The 17,850-nt window shown below is 62.4% G+C and carries 21 protein-coding genes and 1 tRNA gene; 7 read left to right on the plus strand and 15 right to left on the minus strand.

The features are described 5' to 3' along the window. Nucleotides 1-18: 18 nt before the first annotated feature. From IV501_RS16255 to IV501_RS14180, 3 genes are all read left to right on the plus strand, one after another. Nucleotides 19-906, plus strand: a complete 888-nt coding sequence (locus tag IV501_RS16255; RefSeq protein WP_234698631.1) for a carbohydrate ABC transporter permease — start codon at nucleotides 19-21, stop codon at nucleotides 904-906. Nucleotides 907-992: 86 nt separating this feature from the next. Beyond that, complete coding sequence (locus tag IV501_RS14175) at nucleotides 993-1,808, plus strand: carbohydrate ABC transporter permease (RefSeq protein WP_234698646.1); 816 nt, start codon at nucleotides 993-995, stop codon at nucleotides 1,806-1,808. A 65-nt stretch (nucleotides 1,809-1,873) separates the two neighbouring features. Beyond that, nucleotides 1,874-3,199 (plus strand): extracellular solute-binding protein, encoded by a 1,326-nt coding sequence (locus tag IV501_RS14180; protein ID WP_200557027.1) that lies wholly within the window; start codon nucleotides 1,874-1,876, stop codon nucleotides 3,197-3,199. 85 nt (nucleotides 3,200-3,284) lie between these two features. Here the strand turns inward: IV501_RS14180 and IV501_RS16260 are convergent, their stop codons facing one another. From IV501_RS16260 to IV501_RS14190, 3 genes are all read right to left on the minus strand, one after another. Beyond that, the gene (locus IV501_RS16260; protein ID WP_234698632.1) at nucleotides 3,285-3,740 is read right to left on the minus strand and encodes an SDR family oxidoreductase; all 456 of its coding nucleotides are present in this window, start codon (nucleotides 3,738-3,740) and stop codon (nucleotides 3,285-3,287) included. Next, complete coding sequence (locus tag IV501_RS16265; RefSeq protein ID WP_234698633.1) at nucleotides 3,683-4,015, minus strand: hypothetical protein; 333 nt, start codon at nucleotides 4,013-4,015, stop codon at nucleotides 3,683-3,685. The genes IV501_RS16260 and IV501_RS16265 overlap by 58 nt, the downstream gene beginning before the upstream one ends. A 130-nt stretch (nucleotides 4,016-4,145) precedes the next feature. Continuing rightward, on the minus strand, nucleotides 4,146-4,529 hold the full coding sequence (locus IV501_RS14190) for a DUF302 domain-containing protein (protein WP_200557028.1): 384 nt from the start codon (nucleotides 4,527-4,529) through the stop codon (nucleotides 4,146-4,148). A 197-nt stretch (nucleotides 4,530-4,726) separates the two neighbouring features. Between IV501_RS14190 and IV501_RS14195 the strand changes: the two genes are divergently transcribed. Next, a complete protein-coding gene (locus IV501_RS14195) occupies nucleotides 4,727-5,311 on the plus strand; it encodes a TetR/AcrR family transcriptional regulator (protein ID WP_307812314.1) in 585 nt (194 codons plus the stop codon). A gap of 25 nt (nucleotides 5,312-5,336) precedes the next feature. Here the strand turns inward: IV501_RS14195 and IV501_RS14200 are convergent, their stop codons facing one another. The 5 genes from IV501_RS14200 to IV501_RS14220 all read right to left on the minus strand — a co-directional run bounded on the left by IV501_RS14200 (nucleotide 5,337) and on the right by IV501_RS14220 (nucleotide 10,863). Next, entirely contained in the window at nucleotides 5,337-7,034 is a 1,698-nt protein-coding gene (locus IV501_RS14200; RefSeq protein WP_200557029.1) for a cation:proton antiporter, read from the minus strand. Then, nucleotides 7,031-7,411 carry a hypothetical protein gene (locus IV501_RS14205; RefSeq protein ID WP_200557030.1) on the minus strand — a complete coding sequence of 127 codons (381 nt, stop codon included), beginning with the start codon at nucleotides 7,409-7,411 and terminating at the stop codon, nucleotides 7,031-7,033. The genes IV501_RS14200 and IV501_RS14205 overlap by 4 nt, the downstream gene beginning before the upstream one ends. A 2-nt stretch (nucleotides 7,412-7,413) precedes the next feature. After that, on the minus strand, nucleotides 7,414-7,782 hold the full coding sequence (locus IV501_RS14210; RefSeq protein WP_200557031.1) for a RidA family protein: 369 nt from the start codon (nucleotides 7,780-7,782) through the stop codon (nucleotides 7,414-7,416). A 23-nt stretch (nucleotides 7,783-7,805) separates the two neighbouring features. Then, nucleotides 7,806-8,537 (minus strand): alpha/beta fold hydrolase, encoded by a 732-nt coding sequence (locus tag IV501_RS14215; RefSeq protein WP_200557032.1) that lies wholly within the window; start codon nucleotides 8,535-8,537, stop codon nucleotides 7,806-7,808. Between the two features lie 181 nt (nucleotides 8,538-8,718). Next, complete coding sequence (locus tag IV501_RS14220) at nucleotides 8,719-10,863, minus strand: sensor histidine kinase (RefSeq protein ID WP_200557033.1); 2,145 nt, start codon at nucleotides 10,861-10,863, stop codon at nucleotides 8,719-8,721. 61 nt (nucleotides 10,864-10,924) lie between these two features. Between IV501_RS14220 and IV501_RS14225 the strand changes: the two genes are divergently transcribed. Continuing rightward, nucleotides 10,925-11,605, plus strand: a complete 681-nt coding sequence (locus IV501_RS14225; protein WP_200557034.1) for a response regulator — start codon at nucleotides 10,925-10,927, stop codon at nucleotides 11,603-11,605. 315 nt (nucleotides 11,606-11,920) lie between these two features. Then, nucleotides 11,921-12,811 carry a helix-turn-helix transcriptional regulator gene (locus tag IV501_RS14230; protein ID WP_200557035.1) on the plus strand — a complete coding sequence of 297 codons (891 nt, stop codon included), beginning with the start codon at nucleotides 11,921-11,923 and terminating at the stop codon, nucleotides 12,809-12,811. A 71-nt stretch (nucleotides 12,812-12,882) separates the two neighbouring features. Here IV501_RS14230 and IV501_RS14235 read toward each other — a convergent pair whose 3' ends face one another. The 3 genes from IV501_RS14235 to IV501_RS14245 form a co-directional block, all read right to left on the minus strand. After that, complete coding sequence (locus IV501_RS14235) at nucleotides 12,883-13,446, minus strand: NADPH-dependent FMN reductase (RefSeq protein ID WP_200557036.1); 564 nt, start codon at nucleotides 13,444-13,446, stop codon at nucleotides 12,883-12,885. Between the two features lie 172 nt (nucleotides 13,447-13,618). Beyond that, nucleotides 13,619-14,686, minus strand: coding sequence for a sensor histidine kinase (locus IV501_RS14240; RefSeq protein ID WP_234698648.1), 1,068 nt, complete (start codon nucleotides 14,684-14,686; stop codon nucleotides 13,619-13,621). Between the two features lie 103 nt (nucleotides 14,687-14,789). Beyond that, nucleotides 14,790-15,458 carry a response regulator transcription factor gene (locus IV501_RS14245; protein WP_200557038.1) on the minus strand — a complete coding sequence of 223 codons (669 nt, stop codon included), beginning with the start codon at nucleotides 15,456-15,458 and terminating at the stop codon, nucleotides 14,790-14,792. 183 nt (nucleotides 15,459-15,641) lie between these two features. Here IV501_RS14245 and IV501_RS14250 point away from each other — a divergent pair, with 183 nt between their 5' ends. Next, nucleotides 15,642-15,932 carry a hypothetical protein gene (locus IV501_RS14250; protein ID WP_200557039.1) on the plus strand — a complete coding sequence of 97 codons (291 nt, stop codon included), beginning with the start codon at nucleotides 15,642-15,644 and terminating at the stop codon, nucleotides 15,930-15,932. Nucleotides 15,933-16,075: 143 nt separating this feature from the next. On the opposite strand, the gene IV501_RS14255 is transcribed toward IV501_RS14250, so the two are convergent. The 4 genes from IV501_RS14255 to IV501_RS14270 form a co-directional block, all read right to left on the minus strand. After that, nucleotides 16,076-16,330 (minus strand): hypothetical protein, encoded by a 255-nt coding sequence (locus tag IV501_RS14255; RefSeq protein ID WP_200557040.1) that lies wholly within the window; start codon nucleotides 16,328-16,330, stop codon nucleotides 16,076-16,078. A gap of 38 nt (nucleotides 16,331-16,368) precedes the next feature. Continuing rightward, nucleotides 16,369-16,629 carry a hypothetical protein gene (locus IV501_RS14260; RefSeq protein WP_200557041.1) on the minus strand — a complete coding sequence of 87 codons (261 nt, stop codon included), beginning with the start codon at nucleotides 16,627-16,629 and terminating at the stop codon, nucleotides 16,369-16,371. A 127-nt stretch (nucleotides 16,630-16,756) separates the two neighbouring features. Next, nucleotides 16,757-16,830 (minus strand) — tRNA-Pro (locus tag IV501_RS14265). A 41-nt stretch (nucleotides 16,831-16,871) separates the two neighbouring features. Beyond that, nucleotides 16,872-17,837 carry a metallophosphoesterase gene (locus tag IV501_RS14270; RefSeq protein WP_200557042.1) on the minus strand — a complete coding sequence of 322 codons (966 nt, stop codon included), beginning with the start codon at nucleotides 17,835-17,837 and terminating at the stop codon, nucleotides 16,872-16,874. Nucleotides 17,838-17,850: the final 13 nt, after the last annotated feature.

Below are 17,850 nucleotides of genomic sequence, written 5' to 3' on the forward strand. Positions count from 1 at the left end.
TCACCTACCCTGGCCGCTATGCCGCGACGGCGGAAGCGGATGCAACCGTCGATCGTGCGGGCGATCCTCATCTTCATCGTCCCGTTTGGCGTGCTCTTCATCGCCTTCTACCTGATCCCCATCCTGTACGCCGTGTGGGAGTCGCTTCAGGTCATCCAGCGCGAGGGCACGTATGGCGCTCCCCGGCAGGTGTTCGGCGGATTCAGCCAATACCTGATCGTGTTCCAGAGCAGTGACTTCTGGGGCGCCATCGGGCGGGTCTTGCTCTTCGGCGTAGTCCAGGTTCCGGTCATGCTCGGGCTCGCGCTCGTCTTCGCCCTGCTGCTCGACTCGCCCCTTCTTCGGGGCAAGAAATTCTTCCGCCTGGCGTTCTTCGCTCCGTACGCCGTTCCCGGAGTGATCGCCGCGCTGATGTGGGGCTATCTCTACTCCCCGAGCCTGTCGCCCTTCAAGCTCCTGACGTCGAGCGCCGACCTGCTGTCGGGTCCGACCATTTTGTGGTCGATCGCGAACGTCGTGACGTGGGTATACGCCGGCTACAACATGCTGATCATCTATTCGGCGCTTCTCGCCATCCCCACCGAAATCTACGAAGCGGCTCGGTTGGACGGTGCCGGACAACTGCGGATCGCATGGTCGGTGAAAATCCCCCTGGTCGCTCCCGCTCTCGTACTCACCGCTGTCTTCTCGATCATCGGAACGCTGCAACTCCTGACCGAACCGGAGGTCTTCAAGCAGTTCACCTCGTCGATCACCAGCAGCTTCACCCCCAATCTGCTCGTCTACTCGGTGTCGTCGATCCCGAACTTCAATCTGGCCGCGGCGTTCTCGGTCGTTCTCGCCGTCGCCACGTTCATCCTTTCGTTCGTCTTTTTGAGACTCACCAACCGGAGGACCGCACAGTGAGCGCGCAGAGCCAAACTTCAGCACGTCCCGTCCGCAAAGCCACCCCCGGCGGCCCTCGCGAAAGCATCCTCTCGCGGACGGCGGCGATGCTGATCATGGGGGTCTTCACCCTCTACTTCCTCATCCCGATCTTCTGGCTCGTGGTGTCGTCGACCAAGACCCTCGGCAATTTCAATTCCACGTTCTCTCTGTGGTTCACGTCGACCTCGTTCACCGACGGGATCGCCAATATCGTCAAGCTGTTCACCTACGACGACGCGGTATTTCCGCGATGGATGCTGAACAGCGTCGTCTATGCCTTGGTCGCCGGCGGCCTCGGCACGATCCTCGCTGCGATGTGCGGATACGCCCTGGCGAAGTACCGGTTCCGAGGCTCGGAGGCGATCTTCAACACGATCCTCGGCGGGGTTCTCGTTCCGGCCACGGCTCTCGCCCTGCCGCTGTTTCTCATCTTCAGCCAGGTCAGCCTGACCAATACGTTCTGGGCGGTGTTCCTGCCGAGCATCGTGAGCCCATTCGGCGTCTATCTCAGCCGCATTTATGCCTCGTCGAGCGTGCCGGACGAGATCATCGAAGCCGCACGGATCGACGGTTCTGGCGAGGTCCGCACCTTTTTCACGGTGTCTGTGCGTCTCATGTCTCCCGCACTCGTCACCATCTTCCTGTTCCAGTTCGTTTCGATCTGGAACAACTTTTTCCTCCCGCTGATCATGCTGCGCGACCAGTCGCTGTTTCCCGTCACCCTCGGACTGTTCACGTGGAACTCCCAAGTCAGCCAGATTCCCGACATCCGCACCCTGGTCATCGCCGGTGCGCTGGTGTCGATCATTCCTCTCCTCATCGCGTTCCTCTCACTCCAGCGGTTCTGGAGAAACGGGCTCGGTGCGGGAGGACTCAAGTAAGGCAACAACGATGTTCGCTCAGCATCGCGCTAGCCGCGCGTGCACATTCGATAGGAAGAAACTCCATGGCAAATAGATTCATACGGTTGGCGGCTGTTGCCACACTGGCAACCCTCGCCCTCGCCGGTTGTTCTGCGACCAATTCCGGTTCTGGCAGCAGCGCCGGATCCGCGAGTTGCAAGCCCTCCGGCGGCAAAGTCACTCTCGACTTCACGACCTGGGTTCCCGGTATGGACAAGGTTGTCGAGCTGTGGAACAAAAAGAACCCCAACATCCAGGTCAAGGTTCAGACCGGCCCGAACGGCAACTCGGGAACGTATCAGAACTTCTTCAACGAGCTCAAGGCCGGAAACGCGCCGGACATTGGCCAGGTCGAGTACGACTCTCTGCCGGCGTTCCGCGTACAGGACGGGCTGGAGAACATCGCCTCGTGCGCTGGAGTTTCGAAGGCGAAGTCGGAGTTCTCGTCTGGGCTGTGGAACCAGGTGACCTTCGGCGAGTCCGACTCGGTGTACGCCGTTCCGCAGGACTCCGGTCCCATGGCGCTGTACTACCGCAAGGACCTGTTCGATAAGGCCGGGCTGACGGTACCGACGACGTGGGAAGAGTATGCCGCCGACGCCGTGAAGATCAAGGCACTCGGAGGGCAGATCACCAACTTCCCGAAGGGAGATGTCAACTGGTTCGCGGGGCTGGTGTCGCAGGCGGGCGGACAATGGTTCTCGACGACTGGCGGCAAGTGGACGGTGAACCTGACATCGGAGCAGTCGACGAAGGTCGCGAACTACTGGCAGGATCTCATCTCCAAGGATCTGGTCTCGACCATCCCCGGCTTCACCGACCAGTGGAACAACGCGTACGACACCGGCGCGGACTGGACCTGGGTCTCTGCAGTCTGGGGCGCGAACACCATCTCTAGCGGTGCACCCACCACCACGGGCAAGTGGGCCGTCGCCCCGATGCCGCAGTGGAAGGCGGGTGGAAACACCTCGGGAGCGTGGGGAGGTTCGTCGAGTGTCGTCTTCAAGGGCTCCAAGCACCCGGCCGAGGCGTCGAAGTTCATTCTGTGGCTGAACACGAGCACCGAGGCGCTCACCGCGCTGAACAAGGAAGCCAACCTCTACCCGGCAAGCACCGCGGGCGACAAGCTTCCGGCGCTGACGGCTGGAGTCGAGTTCTACGGAAACCAGCCCATCTACAAGGAATTCAGCGAAGCGGGCAAGGTCATCAGCCCGTTCACCTGGGGTCCGACGATGACGCAGACCTATAACGATGTGTCGGACGGCTTCGGCAGCGCACTATCCGGCAACGGAACCCTGCTCGACGCTCTCAAAAACGGTCAAGACAAGACGATTGCCGCACTGAAAGCGCAGTCGATTCCTGTCAAGTAAATAGCACGGCTTCTCCGCAGCGCCCCTGGGTGCCTGGCCTTGGTCAGGAACCCAGGGGCGCTCGCGTTGTCCCGGGGTCGCGCCGTTACGCCGTCCATCCCCCGTCTAACGTCACGGTTGATCCGGTCATGTAGGCCGCCTGGTCGCTGGCGATCCCGGCGGCCAGTTTTCCGACCTCGTCGGCGGTGCCGAATCTGTTGAGCGCGGTGAGCCCTGCCAGGTAGGCGCCGTCTGGCCCGCCCGCCGGGTTTCCGTCGGTATCAATGGGGCCCGGTTGCACATTGTTCGCGGTGATGTGACGCGGCCCGAGATCGCGGGCCAGCCCCTGAGTGAATCCCACCAGCGCTGCCTTGCTCATGCCATAGATCGTGCCCCCTGACATCGGGATGCTTTCTGCAGTGATGCTTCCGATCATGATGATGCGACCGCCGTCAGGAAGGCGCTTCAGTGCGTGCTGGGTGGCATAGACGGTGCCGCGGATGTTCAGATCGATCGTGTGCTCGATGTGATCGTCAGGGTTTCGGCGAAGTGCTCGAACCATCCGCCTCCGGCATTGTTCAGCACGCTATCGGTGCTGCGGCGCCGGCGGCGAAGGGCGAATACCGCCACATTGATCAGGGCGAGGAGCAGAGGGGCTGCTCCTGCCCAGAACGCCGACCTCACTCCAGCGAAGTTACCGACGATGCCGCCGAGGCCGAACGTCAGCAACAGAATGCTCACCGTGCCGCCAGCGACGTGGAGAGTCGAGTGCAGGTACGGGGTGATGAAGGTGTACGAAATGTTGTGGCCGACAAAGAGCAGCGCGACGGTGATCATTAGAACCACGATGCTCGGGCGTCGCACCAAGGTGGGCAGAGCGCGCAGCGACGGCCTTTTCTATGAGGATCTTCGGAACCACCAGGGCCTGGAGCACGAGCACGAGCGGAAATCGACGCCGCAAGCTAGGTCAGGTCCGGATCTCCACAGCGGCGATTAGGGCATCGAAGAGTTGGGAGAGGTGCTGGAGAGGAAGTGTTGACGGGGAGATTCCGTACGACGCCCCGAGAGCGACCGGATCGCGGTACGTCAGCAAAGTCGTGCCGTGGTCATCGCGGATGAGGAGGCGCGACGGCAGCTCGTACCCGATGTCGGGGTTCTCCTGCATGAGAGTGGTTCCCACCGCCGGTGCGCCGAAGACAATCACTGTCTCCTCGGCCAACGCGAGGTTCACCGATCGCGCATTCGCTGCGTGGTCGTACTGTCCGAATATGGTGATCCCCTTCTGACGCAGTATGTCGGTGATGGCCGTGACGGCCTCCGCCACCGACATCGGAGTCTGAACCTCACGCATTCCATCCATTGATGACCTCCGAGCCGCCGGGTGAATTGTTCCACCTCATCATTGGATTGACCCGGCCGAATCCCCGGGGGTCCCCAGTCGTTTCACCATCGGGCGACCAGCGAGTCGGTTCGGGTCCCCGTCCTCTGGCTTTCGTGAACGAGAATTGACGTCTGAGCAGACCGCGCAAGTTTCTCGAAAGCGACGTTGTGGCGTCTGCCGGTGTGACGTTCACCGCCAAGGGATACTCCGGCACGACTCTCGACGACCTTGTCGCAGCAACCGGGCTCGGCAAGCAGAGCACCTACAACTCGTTCGGCGGCAAACATGCGCTATTTCTCCGAGCGCTGAGCTTGCACGCGGGCGAGGCGATCGCGGAGCTGGAGCGGGCACTGACCACAGACGCCGCTTCTCCTTTCGAACGGGTTAAAGGCCAACTGCTCAAACTGGCCATCGCCCTCAGTGATGGCGACGCCGCAAGCGACCTCTTCATCAAAGCGACCATCGAGATGGCCGACAGCGATTCGGCGGTCGCCGAGTCGGCACACAACACCATCAGCCGAATGTCCGGCGTCTATCGCGACTGCATCGAGGACGCCCAGGCCTGTGGTGAGGTCTCGGTCGAGGCGGACGCGACCGCGTTGGCGAACTACTTTGTGGCAGTTACCCGTGGCACGGAAGTGGTCGGGAGTGCCGGTGCCGATCGGGCGACTCTCACCGCTATCGCCCTGACCTCGCTCGGGGCGATTCCCGGGTCCGCGACACGGCCGCGTCGACATCCGCTGGGTGATTGACGGTCGCGGGGCAGGGCGACGGCGGTTATCGGTGTCGTTTGTCTCGTTGGCGAGTGTTCAATCGGTTCGTTGATGGTGGGGTTCGCTGAACTCGACTGAAGAACGCAGTGGCCCACGAACGACTACGTCGAACGGGACTGCTGCTGCCCTGGCCTTCCAGCTCGAATGCGCGCAGGGCCGCCTCTTCCGCATCAATGACTTCGAGCACCTTGATTACGGCAGTCTCGGGAAAGCGTCCCTCCGCTCTGGCTTTGATCGTGGCGTACCACTCGGCTCGGATCATCCGACGCCGCAATCGTTCGTAACTGGCCAGCAGAGATTCCTCATCGGGATTGGCAAGCTGGCGATCTAGGGACTCCTGCACCAGAGTCTCGCCCGCCCGCAACTGAGAGATGACTCGAACGTCGTCGTTGTCGGTCAACTCGGATTCAAGCGCGTCGACACCCGCGGCTCGAACTTCGGCCAATAGCGATCGCCACTCCATCTGCTCCTGAATCGAGTCCGGCGGGCTCACGCGGGCGAGGCGGATCACCGCCGGGAGCAGAGCTGAGCCGGAGATCGTCGCGACGACGACGACGAACGCCAGGAATTGAAGAAGCGCTCGGTCTGGCGTTTCTGGCGGGAGCAAGAACGCCGCGGCCAGCGTGACCACTCCTCGCACACTGACCGACGAGACGATGAAGGCGCTCTTCCACTGTACGTGCTGGTCGCGAAGTCGGCGGGGTCCCATCCGGAAGAACCATGCCACGGCGTAAACGAAGGCAAATCGGGCAGCAACGAGCGCCAGCAGGATCGTCGCGCAGATCCCCACCGCAGACCATAAGCCGTAGCCGGCGAGTGAAACTCCAGAAACGGCGCTCGAGAGGTTCAGGCCGATAAAGAGAAAGACCGCGTTTTCCAGAATGAACTGGACGGTGCGCCAATTGGCCAACTCAGCGCTGCGACACTCGGCTGTTTGAATTTTTGGCGAGAGATAGCCGAGATATAGCCCCGCGATGACGACCGCCAGGATTCCCGACCCATGGATGGCCTGAGCCGCGAGGAACGCGAGATACGGAGTGATGAGGGCGAGACTGGTGTCCAGGACCGCGACGCGGATTCGCGCGCGCACGAGAGCGGTCAGCCATCCGACGATTCCTCCGACCACCACCCCACCGGCGACGGCGAGAACCACGTTGCCGGCGAGGGCGAGGGGCGTAAACGATCCGGTGAGGGCGAGGAGGGCAGCATTGAGCGCTACGAGGGCGGCTGCATCGTTGAGCAGACTTTCGCCCTCGAGAATGGTGATGGCGCGTCTTGGCAGCCCCATCCGATGAGCGACGGCGGTCACGGCGACCGTGTCGGTCGGGGCGATCACCGCCGCGAACGCGAACGCGGCCGCCAGACCGATAGTCGGCAGAATGAGGCTGGCAGTGAAGCCGACGACTACAACCGTCGCTGCCACGGTGCCGATGGAGATCACCAGGATGCTGTCTCGCCGTTGCCGGATGTCGGCCAGGTAGGTATTTCTAGCCGCCGCGAAAAGAAGCGGTGGGAGCAGCCCATAGAGGATGAGGTCGGGGTCGATCGTGATCGACGGGACTCCCGGGATGAATGAGGCGATTCCACCCAGAGCCACCAGGATCAGCGGGGTCGGCCATCCGATGCGACGTCCCAGGCCGGTCATTGCGACGGTGACGAGTACGAACGCCACTATCCAACTGATGATCTCCACATGATTCATTGGTGGTCAGCTGGGCGAGCGGTGTTCGGCGGCGCGACCTGGTCTTCCACCGACTGCAGAGCAGATTGCAACTGCTCGTCCTCTGCGCGGAGTTGCTGGCGTACCGAGCGGATATGCGAATCGGTCAGAGAACGGATCGCGATCTGAGCGACAACGAGCGCGACCATCAGCAGAGCGCCGGCAGCCCAGAGGGGCTCAGCGCTCCACCACACCCAGCCGTATGCTTCACCGAGCGCACTCCAGCTCGCGGCGAATCCCAACGAGCCGAGGCCTATCGCGAGGGTGTTGAGAGGGATGCGCTGCGGAGCCGCCTGGTCAATTCGGCTGGGTGTTTGTGGCGACGACGTCGGGCCACCGCCGGAGTCGACTTCGTTCATCGTCAGCCACGCGGAAGCAGCGCGATGCAGTCGATCTCGACGCCGTAGCCGGGAAGAGATGCGCCCACGGTGGTTCGGGCTGGCAATCGAGCGCCGAACGCTGCCGTGTACGCGGCGTTGAATTCCGCGAGTTGACTGAGATCAGCAAGGAAAACTCCACACCGCACCACGTCCTGCAAGCCTGCTCCGGCGGAATCAAGGATGGCCGCGATGTTCTGCAAAACCGCAGAGGTTTGGTCGCCGATCGAGCCGTCCAGCATTTTGCCGTCTCGCGTCGGAGTCTGGCCGGAAACGAAAACGAATCTTCCGTCGGCGATCACCGCTGAGACGTACGGTCGCTCGGGCGCGACGCCCATTCGAGAGAACTCCATGGCTCAGTCCACCCGTCGGCCGGCTAGTGACCGGTTGTGGCGGCGGCGGCTTCGCGGATGAGGTCGGCAAGCTTCGCCGCCTCCGGGATGCTCACGGTGTGCGACCCGCCCGCCAACTCGACGGTCTTTCGGGAGCCGGCTCGCTCGGCCATGAAGCGGTGCGCTGCCACAGGGATGTTTCGGTCTTCGGCGCCGAACAGAAACCACGAGGGGACGGACTTCCACGCCGGAACCCCCGAAGCCTCGGAGAACGCCGATTCGAGAATGGGGCGTTGGGTCACTGCCATCACCTGCGCAACTTCATGCGAGGAATCTGCGGCGAATTGCGCGTGATAGCCGCTCTGTGTGATGTACAGGTCTGTTCCGCCGGCGACCGGCACGGGCGTGAGATTCTCGGCGAGGGTAGAACCAGGGAACTTTCCCGCCAGTTCGCCGGGGGTTTCTCCCTCGTCCGGCGCAAACGCTCCGACGAAGACCAGTGCCTTCACGTTGGGGTTGTCTGTTCCGCCTCCGCTGATCACGGTGCCTCCATACGAGTGCCCGACGAGGATGATGTCGCCGCTGACATCCTTCAAGGTGGCCCGCAAGTATTCAGAATCCGATGTGCCTCCTCGGAGCGGGTTGGCGAGAGCGATGGCGGGGAAGCCCTCTGCGGACAGTTCTGTGATCACCCCGCTCCAACTTGACGATTCAGCGAACGCGCCGTGCACGAATACGACGGTGGGCTTTGCGGCTGACGGCTCAGTGACGCTCATGATCACTCCTCGGGATAGGTCGCGTTTTCTCGGGTTCGGGCGAATCGCGATCATCACAGACTCTCGAATTCGTGGGTCGCGCACAGCCCGGCGAGTACCCGATCTATCCCCCCGCTAGCGGGGAGTCCGTCCCCCCGCCAGCCGGGCGTCAGCCCAAAAGGACAGGCCTCAAGAACTGGCCTTAGAGAACGGCGACAGGAAGGCGTGCGCTCACGATGGTTCCCCGTCTGCGCGGACTGTCGATCGTGAGCGTGCCGCCGACCGACTCGACGCGGTCTTGGAGCCCGATAAGGCCCGATCCCTTCGCGATGCGAGCACCGCCCACTCCGTTGTCTGACACAGAGACCACCAGCCGATTTCCTTCGAGTGTCGCCGTGACAGAGACTGCGGTGGCGTTTGCATGCTTGCTCACATTGGCCAGCGACTCCGAAACGACGTAGTAGGCGGCCACTTCGATGGGTTGCGGAAAACGCGGCAGCGCGTCCATGTGCACTCTGGAGGGAACGTCTGCACGGCGGCTGAGTGATCGGAGGGCCGGACCCAGACCGCCCTCGGAGAGGATCGCGGGATGAAGACCTCTCGATAGCTCCCGCAGCTCGTCGAGCGCGAGATCGAGGGCGTCTGCGCTGTGCGAGATCTTCATCCGAACGCCTGCCGCATCGGCGGGGAGCGCACGCTCGGCAGCCCTCATCTCCATGGTCACAGTGACGAGGCGTTGCTGTATTCCGTCATGCAGATCGTGCTCAAAACGCCTTCGGGTGTCATCCGCCGTCTGGACGATACGGGCACGGGACTCAAGCAGATCGAGGTGCGCCTTCATATTGCCGATTGCCGTCGCGACAAGGTCTCCGAATTGACTGACGCGCGCTTCCGTGTCGGCGGGAAGATTCCGTCGCGTCATGTTGGTGACGGCGATCGCGCCCCATAGCCGGTTCTCGACAACTACCGGGGTCGCGACGACGCTGGTAATGCCGATGTGTCGAGCCAGGGCCGCGAGCAGTCCGTCGGAGCCCTCCCACCCCTGTTGGCGCGCGGACGATCTGGTTTTCCACACTCGGGCCACGGGGTTGTCTCCCCTGATCGGCAGCCGCATGTCGGAGATCGCGGTGAGGGTGGGTTTTCCCCAGCCGGCGAGGACGGTGGCAGTGTCTTCGTCTTCGTAGCGAAGCATCATCGCGCCATCGACGCCGAGCAGCAGACCGATCTCGCGCACGATGGTGGGGATCGTCGTCGCCCATTCCTCCCTGGCAACGACCGTTGCCACGCGCCTCAGTGCTGCTTGCTCTTTGGCAAGATCCTCTTGGGCAACACGGGTCTGCAAGTTCGCGATCGCTATGGCGATGAGATCCGCGAATTTGACCATCCGCGGCTCCGTGTGCGGCGGGAGGTGACGGGCGCCCAATGACCCCACGACGACAGCCCCCCAGAGCCGCCCGCCCACCATGATGGGCGCCCCGACAGCAGATCTCATTCCCACTGCTGGCTGAACTGCTCTGACCTCGCCGGCGACCGTCGCGTAATCGTCGACGCGCGCTGGCAAGGAGGACGAGTAGATGCGGCCGGTGACGCTATTTCCCGCCGATCTCAGCCGGGTTCCGGTGGGCAAGCCGGCCTCCAGAGGCCCCCAGCTCGCGACGAAAGTAGCCATGTCATCGTCGTCGTAGCGCACTAGTTGGGCGCCGTCGACAAGAAGCACCCGCCCCAACTCTTCGGCCACGGCGGCGAAGACGTCCGCCGGGGCCGAGCCTCGAGCGACGAGCTCCGCGACTCGAAGTAGTGCCGTCTGATCTGCCGCGAGTTCCTGGAATTGTGCTTGTGCGCGGCTGCTGGCGATAACCGAGGCAATGAGTTCGGTGAAGCCGCTCAGTCGAGACTCCGTGTCGGGCGGGAGTGGGGCGCTGCCCACTGAGTGGACGAAGAGGGCACCCCACACCTGCTCGCCCACCAAGATGGGCACGCCGACCGACGACGTTATCGACGCGCGATCCGCCGGAGAATCCATGGCCCCCGCATCCGGTCCACCCACCCGCTCCAACCGAGCCGGTGCATGAGATTGCTCGATCCGGCGGGCGAGGCTGTCATCGTCTAGATCCCAGCGGTCGAGATACACGATCCCGAATCGACTGGTCGCCCAGGCAGCGATGACGCTGGTGTGGTCGTCGCCTTCAAACTGGAGGATTTCCAGGTAGTTCGGGCTCAACGCGGCGGCAACGTAGCGAGCAATCGTCTCGAGGACCACCCGAGAGGAGGTGCCATCGGAGACCAGACCGACGGCAGCTCGAAGCGCGGCGAGCTCTGCTCGGGACACATCCCCAGAAGATGTCATCGCCTCATCCTCCGGTTCTCGCCCGTTGCTGGAAGTCCCAGTTCACCCTGATAATGCGAACATGTCGAGACTTTCCGAGCCAACCGCGGGTGTGACGCGCGTGATGCTCATCGACGACGACGTTCTGCTGCGCGAAGGGCTGAGCAGCTTGATCGGAGCCGCGGGTTTCGAGGTGGTCGCCCAGGCATCCGACGCGTCGCAGCTCGATCAGCTCATTCGCCAGGCGAAGCCGGACTTGCTCGTCATCGACATCAGGATGCCTCCAACCCACACCATCGAAGGGATAGAAGCAGCCAAACGGATACGGTCAACTCTCCCCTCGCTGGCCATATTGGTGCTCTCTTCGCACGTCGAAGTCGATCACGCCATAGATTTGCTCAACAGCGGCCCCGGCATCGGCTATCTGCTCAAGCAACGAATCTCGAAGCTGGATGACTTCCTTTCGTCGCTCCGGCGAGTGTCTGCTGGCGAGTCGGTGATTGATCCGGCATTGGTGAGCGAGCTGCTTCTGGCGCAACGCTCGACCAATCCGCTGGACAGATTGACCCCGCGAGAATGCGAGGTGCTGTCGCTCATGGCAGAGGGGCGGTCGAATTTAGGGATCGGCCAGGAACTTCACATGACCGAGGGCACGGTGGAGAAACACGTGCATCGCATTTTCGACAAGTTGGGCCTTGGCGCCGAGACGAACATCAACCACCGTCGGGTACTTGCCGTCATCAAATACCTAGACATGGTGTGACTGCGCGGCGCGAAGTAGGGCCTCGGATTTCCCCGAAGCGATAGCGGCAGCTCTCGAGTCTGTGCGACCTCTGCTCACTCGGGCCCTGATGAGAACTGGGGTTAGTCCAGGATTCGAGGTGGTTCGTCACCTGATGTGATATGGGTTCAATGCCGAAAAGTTCACTCACGGAGTGGTTGTGGGCATCACAGAAGCGTTCGCGAATCGCCCGACCGTCGCTCTGATGGACGGATGTTCGCGGAGCTGTGGTGGCACCGTCACGGCTACGACGCACGACAGTCGATCGAACAGATGACTAGACCCGAAGGAAATCTGATGCCGATACAGCACACGCTCGTCAGCCAGTTTCTGCGAGCTCATCGCGACGCGCTCCAGCCCGAAGACGTGGGGCTTCCCCGCTCGGCGGGGCGCAGGGTTTGCGGACTGCGACGAGAGGAGGTCGCGTCGCTGGCCTGCATCAGCCTGGAGTACTACCTTCGCCTGGAGCAGGGAATCGGTGGGTATCCCTCGGATCGGGTAGTCACGTCGCTGGCTCAAGCGCTACTCCTCGACGACGACGAGGTGGACTACCTGCGCAGAATCGTGCGCCAGCAAGCCCGCGTCGTGCGCGCTCCTGTCATGTCGGAGCTCGTCGACGCAGGCGTGTCCGACGTCATCAATCAATGGGAGGGTTCTCCCGCAATCGTTCTCGATCGCAATCAGGATGTTGTCGCCGCAAACTCGCTGGCGCGCGAACTCGGGGGTGGCTCGTTCGATCCCGGCCAGAACAGAGTGCTAGCGACGTTCTCGGTGCCGCCTCGGCACCGCCGACCCCAGTGGGAGGCGACCGCGCGCTCCGTCGTTGCCGCGCTGCGATTTCACGGGGACGCCGATGATCTTCGGATGCAGCGAATTGTCGGGAAACTGTGGGGATCGAGTTCGGATTTTCGCCGAATTTGGGCTCTGCAGGACGCTCGCGCTCAGTCAGCGGGGAGCGTCGAGTGCTACATAGAAACTTTCGGGCGCGTCGACTTCCGCTGCCAATTCCTCGCGGTGCCCGGTATTAGCCATCATGTTGTCATGGTCCTTTTTGCTGACCCCGGCTCCGTCGCTGGTGACACGATTGAGCTCGTGGGCGCTCGGAAGGGCGCCGACTATGGAGAGGACTCCGGGGCGGGCGCTCTGAGCTCGCGGTACGAGAAGTATCCGCAAGCCGCATTAGCGTGACGGGTGGTTGTCTCGCCTTCGTGGTGTTGGGCACCCCACGAGCTCGGTTCGACCAGCCAGCTCGTTGGCTTTTACTCCTGTGAACTCTTCAACGATTCAGTCAGCGATTCGAGTTCGTGGAGCATCTTCGAGAGGATGGTTTGCTCCTTGTCGGTGGGGACGAATTCGCCATCGACGAAACGGGGTTCATTGAACAGTGGGATCTCGAGTTCGGCTCCAACACGGACGAGTCCCAAAATGCCCAGTACAGGCTCGAGACCGACAACCCCTCGGGTTCCGGCGGACACGCCCCCGTAGGTAACGAAGCCGGCCGGCTTTCTCCACCACTCCACAGCGAGATAGTCGAGTGCATTCTTCAGTGCAGGGGAGTAACTGTGGTTGTACTCCGGCGCGACGAAGATGAACCCGTTCGCGGCAGCCACCCGGGCGCTCCACTCACGCGTGTGTTGGTGGGTGTATTGCTGCATGCGCGGGTGATTCGGCTCGTCCATGAACGGAAGAGCGAGCTCGGCCAGGTCGACGAAGTCGATGTCGAATGTGCCCGCGCCGAGGGCTGCTTTCTCAACCCATTTCGCGATCGGGAGTCCGAGCCGACCCGGACGGACACTTCCAACGATGATCATGATTGTGTTCACGATGAGCTCTTTCTTGTCGACGGGAGTTCGCTGCGCAGGCTCTGGTGAGGTCATCCCGGGAAGACCAGGCGATTGTGGGGTCTGCGCGCACGGACAGCGAAAGCGTTGCCTCACACACCACAGCACTTCGCGCACTCAACCGAATCCGGGAAGTACCCCTAACTCGACCCGATCACACGGGGAGAGACACGTCGACCTCTAAGCCCCCACCCGCGCGGGGGCGAAGCGCTATCTTTCCTCGATGAGCGTCGACGATGCTGGCGGCCAAGGCGAGTCCGAGACCTCGACCGGAATGTCGATCGGTACTCTGCACGCGGCCGTACTGTCGATAGAACGGTTCCCTCAACAACTCGATTGTCTCCTCAGGGACCTGCTCGCCCGAATTGCTTATCGTGAGTTCGACGAAGCCATCAACGCTCACTGTTGAGACGACGACGTCGCCGCCCTGAACGTTGTGCCTGATCGCGTTTCGCATCAAGTTCCCCACCATCAATTTCAGAAGGGTCGGGTCGCCGTGAAGGCGGGCGGGGTGCAGATCGGTGGTCACGCGGATGTCTTTCTCGCGTAACTCGTCGTCGAGGTCTTGAAGCTGTTGGGTGACTTCGGTGTGGATATCCACCTCTGCGACGTCCAACGAGTGTTCTCCGATGGTGGCCAAGTCGAGCATTGCGTTGGTGATGAGGATGGTTCGCTGGTTCATGCTTGACAGCCGATCCAACAGCAGAGTCGTCTCGGCGGAGTGCTGCCCTTCGCGCGCGACATCTAGCAATGCTTTGGTCGTCGCCAGAGGGGTTCGAATCTCGTGCGAGGCGTTGGCGGCGAAACGCTGCTGGGCCGAAAACGAGCGTTCAAGCTGCTCAAGCATCTCGTCGAACGACCGCGACAACCGATGAAGTTCATCATCGCGGCCGACGCTATTGACACGATGGCTCAGGCTGCCCTGCCGCGCGAGTGTCGCTGCGTCGGTCAGGGCCGTGAGTGGCCGCAGCATCCGCCCGATCAGCACCCAGCTCGCTGCGGCTCCCACGGCAACCAACAAAATCAGCGACACCACGGAGATCATCAGCAGCGTGCTCAAGAGGTCGGAGGTGCTCGAGACGACGATCCCCGCGGTAAGCGGCTTCGCGCTCTGAACCGAGATGGGCTGGCCCGCCGGCACCAGTGTCGTGCTGGTCACAGCGGTTTGTGGGAATGAATATTTCGGCAGGTACGTCATGGCTAGGTAGACGACCGTGAGCATCACGGCGCCAACCAACCCGAGCAAAATCGTCGTAGCGAGGGTGAACCGCCGTCGAATGGATCGGGCGGGTCTCTGTGCATCGCCGGCCGTGCGGTGCCGAAGCCTAGGCACCCCCTTCCTCCATGCGATATCCGAAGCCGGGCACCGTCTTCACGATCCACGGCTCCCCGAGCTTTTTGCGCAGATTGGAGACCGTCACCCTGATCGAGTTGGTGAACGGATTCGCGTTGCGATCCCAAGCGCGTTCAAGGAGTTGCTCAGCGCTCACGACGCCACCCTCTGCGCGCATCAACACTTCCAACACGGCGAATTCTTTGCGCGACAGCGGCCGCGGATGCCCCGCTCGGGTGACTTCTCGGCGAAATGGATTGAGCACGACATCGCCGAAGACGATCGTCGGTGGTACGGGCCGGGTGGCCCGCCTTTCCAGCGCGCGCAGTCGCGCGACGAGTTCTCGCGGCTCGAATGGCTTGGCCAAGTAATCGTCGGCACCCAGCTCGAAGCCGGCGATCCTGTCGTCGAGCCGGCGGGCGGCGGTCAACATGAGGATTCGCACAGCGGAGTCGCCGTCGATGATTCGACGGCAGACCTCGTCGCCGTGCATTCCGGGAAGATCCCGGTCAAGAACAATGACGTCGTAGTCGTTCTCGTCAACGGCAGCCAAAGCCGCGAGTCCATCGTGCACGACGTCGGTGACTATGGCGGCCCGGTCCAGCATCGTCTTAATGGATTCCGCCATCAGAGGCTCGTCTTCAACTATGAGGGCACGCATTTTCCACCGATCGAATTGTTCGCGGGCTGAGAGGGCGCAGCTAAACCATTCGAACACATCGACCTAAAGAGAACATAAGGTCGAACGCTTACGCCCCCGCAACGCTCGACACGGTTATCTGATCTGCGAGCCGAATTTTTCGGTGCGAAACACAGTGATCCGTCGGGTCAGTTAGGAAATATCATGTCAATGCGCTTTAGCCTCAAGAGGTCCCTCATCGGCGGGGCTCTCGTCGTCGCGCTCAGCGGTGGCGCGATCGGAGCAGCATCGATCGCGAACGCGTCGGAGTTGCACTCCACCGGGGCTGCCGTATCGGGTGCGCCGGGAATCGCCTCCGTCGGCGATCTCACTGAGCTGAAGGGCGCTCCGGTCGTCATCGGAGAGGCCGGAGACGCCGGTACGACTCTCTCCGCAGTCGCTGGTCCGCTGCCTTCCAACATCCCCACGGGAGAGCCTGCACCCGCGGGCAAGTAGTAAACGGGGCGGGCGGCCCATTTGGGCCGCTCGCCCTTTTCGTCGAGCGGGGCTCCGAGACCACGCGGTAACCGGAGGTTAGCGGGAGGCGGTAAACGTCATTTCGCTGTCCTTGTCGGAGCCGGGGCGCTGGCCGTATCGAATCAGGATGGTGTCGCCTCTCTCCAAGGCGTAATAGTCGCCTTCCGCAACGGGGACCAGCCGCTGCCAAGACTGTCTTCCGCGACCGGTTCCCGCCAATCGAAGAACGGCCCGTGGCTGCAATAGACGGCAACGGTTGGGCCACCGCCGTCGATGAGGTTCTTCGTCGATTCGATCGTGTATGTATCGCCGGTGCGCGCGAGCGCGAAGTGCGTGTACGTCTGGTACCCGGAGATCGAGATCGCGAACAATGCCACGTATCCCAGTACGACGGTGACGAGAGAGGTCAGAACGATCAGCGTGATGCCGGCCCCGGATGATCCCGCGCGTAGGTCGCCCCGGCATCGACGATCAGCACGAGCAGACAGGCAACCCCGCCCCAGAACAGGATCATCTGAAGTCGGGTGCCGCCGACGACGCCGAGCGCGATGTGGATCGAGAGCTGGCCGAGGATGAAGACGGTGAGCCAGGCAACGACCTGCAGTCCGATGAGCGCGAGCAGAACGATGAGCGCGACTTTGCGCCAGTTCGGTCGAGCGACGGTTGCGGTGGTCACGGTGCTCCTGGTCGTGAGGGGAAGCCCGGGCGAAAACAAAAAAGATCGGGATGGTCTTTCGACCATTCCGATCCTTTTGTGCTGAATATCCAGAATCTTCTTGATTGATTTCCGGAATCAGCCTCTGTCGGGGTAGCGGGATTTGAACCCACGACCTCTTCGTCCCGAACGAAGCGCGCTACCAAACTGCGCCACACCCCGATTGTTTCGTCTGCAGATTCATCACCTGCACACGAGCCTCATCAAGAATAGCTGAAATCTCGACCGACAAGTGTCAGTAGCACCGCTTCGGGTGGAGAAGCGAAGCGCACCGGGGCATAAATGGATGTTCCGAGCCCAGCCGACACCTCGAGATACGCGACGCGGCGGGCGTGTCGCCACATGCTGAGGCCGCGAACCTGCTCGCGCGGGATGTCGCAGTTGGTGACGAGGGCGCCGTAGCCGGGCACGCAGACCTGTCCGCCGTGGGTGTGTCCGGCGAAGATCAGCTCGGTGCCTTGGCTGACGAAACTGTCGAGCACGCGACGGTACGGGGCGTGCGTGAGACCGATCGTGACGGGATCGGAGGCGCCGGGGTCATCCGCCCATCCCACGTTCTCTCGCAGGTCATCCATGGCACCGGGGAGGCGCTCCAGGTGATCCCAGCCGATGTGGGCGTCGCCGACACCCAAGAACTCGAGATTCGACCCCTTGATGGTGAGCGCACGGGCCGTGTTGTTGAGGTCGAGCCAGCCGAGACCGTCGAAGAACGCATTGAGCGACGCCGTATCGAGGTTGGGGGAGGCATGGCGCTTCTTCGACGGGCCGGTGAAGTAGGTGAATGGATTCTTCAGCACTGGGCCGTGGTAATCGTTCGAGCCATGCACGAACACTCCGGGAGTTCCACGGAACGGTTCCAGGGCGTACTGCACGCCCTCCAAACCGTCTTCGTGGCCCAGGTTGTCGCCGGTGTTCACGATGAGGTCGGGCTCGTACACGGCAAGACCGCGGATCCACTCCTGCTTGTCGCGCTGCCAGGGGGCCATGTGCAGGTCGGAGAGGTGAAGCACCGTGAGGGAGCGTGCACCGGGTGCTAGCACCGGCACGATTTCTCGCCGCAGGGTGAAGCGGCTGCGTTCGACCAGCGCACCCCAGGCGAATGCGCCAGCACCGAGGGTCGCCGCGGCGCCGATGGCCGTGGCGACGACCTTGCCGCTGGAATAACTCACGTGTAAATCCCTA

This window comes from Lacisediminihabitans changchengi, from assembly GCF_016634425.1.
Lineage (GTDB): Bacteria > Actinomycetota > Actinomycetes > Actinomycetales > Microbacteriaceae > Lacisediminihabitans > Lacisediminihabitans changchengi.

Bases quoted from the DNA above. Each gene is read 5' to 3' on its own strand.
- IV501_RS14220 (WP_200557033.1), bottom strand. From the start codon at position 10,863: ATGACATCTTCTGGGGATGTGTCCCGAGCAGAGCTCGCCGCGCTTCGA.
- IV501_RS14245 (WP_200557038.1), bottom strand. From the start codon at position 15,458: ATGCGTGCCCTCATAGTTGAAGACGAGCCTCTGATGGCGGAATCCATT.
- IV501_RS14175 (WP_234698646.1), top strand. From the start codon at position 993: ATGCTGATCATGGGGGTCTTCACCCTCTACTTCCTCATCCCGATCTTC.
- IV501_RS14200 (WP_200557029.1), bottom strand. From the start codon at position 7,034: ATGAATCATGTGGAGATCATCAGTTGGATAGTGGCGTTCGTACTCGTC.
- IV501_RS14190 (WP_200557028.1), bottom strand. From the start codon at position 4,529: ATGCGTGAGGTTCAGACTCCGATGTCGGTGGCGGAGGCCGTCACGGCC.
- IV501_RS14210 (WP_200557031.1), bottom strand. From the start codon at position 7,782: ATGGAGTTCTCTCGAATGGGCGTCGCGCCCGAGCGACCGTACGTCTCA.
- IV501_RS14240 (WP_234698648.1), bottom strand. From the start codon at position 14,686: ATGCTCACGGTCGTCTACCTAGCCATGACGTACCTGCCGAAATATTCA.
- IV501_RS14225 (WP_200557034.1), top strand. From the start codon at position 10,925: ATGTCGAGACTTTCCGAGCCAACCGCGGGTGTGACGCGCGTGATGCTC.
- IV501_RS16255 (WP_234698631.1), top strand. From the start codon at position 19: ATGCCGCGACGGCGGAAGCGGATGCAACCGTCGATCGTGCGGGCGATC.
- IV501_RS14215 (WP_200557032.1), bottom strand. From the start codon at position 8,537: ATGAGCGTCACTGAGCCGTCAGCCGCAAAGCCCACCGTCGTATTCGTG.
- IV501_RS14250 (WP_200557039.1), top strand. From the start codon at position 15,642: ATGTCAATGCGCTTTAGCCTCAAGAGGTCCCTCATCGGCGGGGCTCTC.
- IV501_RS14205 (WP_200557030.1), bottom strand. From the start codon at position 7,411: ATGAACGAAGTCGACTCCGGCGGTGGCCCGACGTCGTCGCCACAAACA.
- IV501_RS14230 (WP_200557035.1), top strand. From the start codon at position 11,921: ATGCCGATACAGCACACGCTCGTCAGCCAGTTTCTGCGAGCTCATCGC.
- IV501_RS16265 (WP_234698633.1), bottom strand. From the start codon at position 4,015: ATGATCACCGTCGCGCTGCTCTTTGTCGGCCACAACATTTCGTACACC.
- IV501_RS14180 (WP_200557027.1), top strand. From the start codon at position 1,874: ATGGCAAATAGATTCATACGGTTGGCGGCTGTTGCCACACTGGCAACC.
- IV501_RS16260 (WP_234698632.1), bottom strand. From the start codon at position 3,740: ATGGTTCGAGCACTTCGCCGAAACCCTGACGATCACATCGAGCACACG.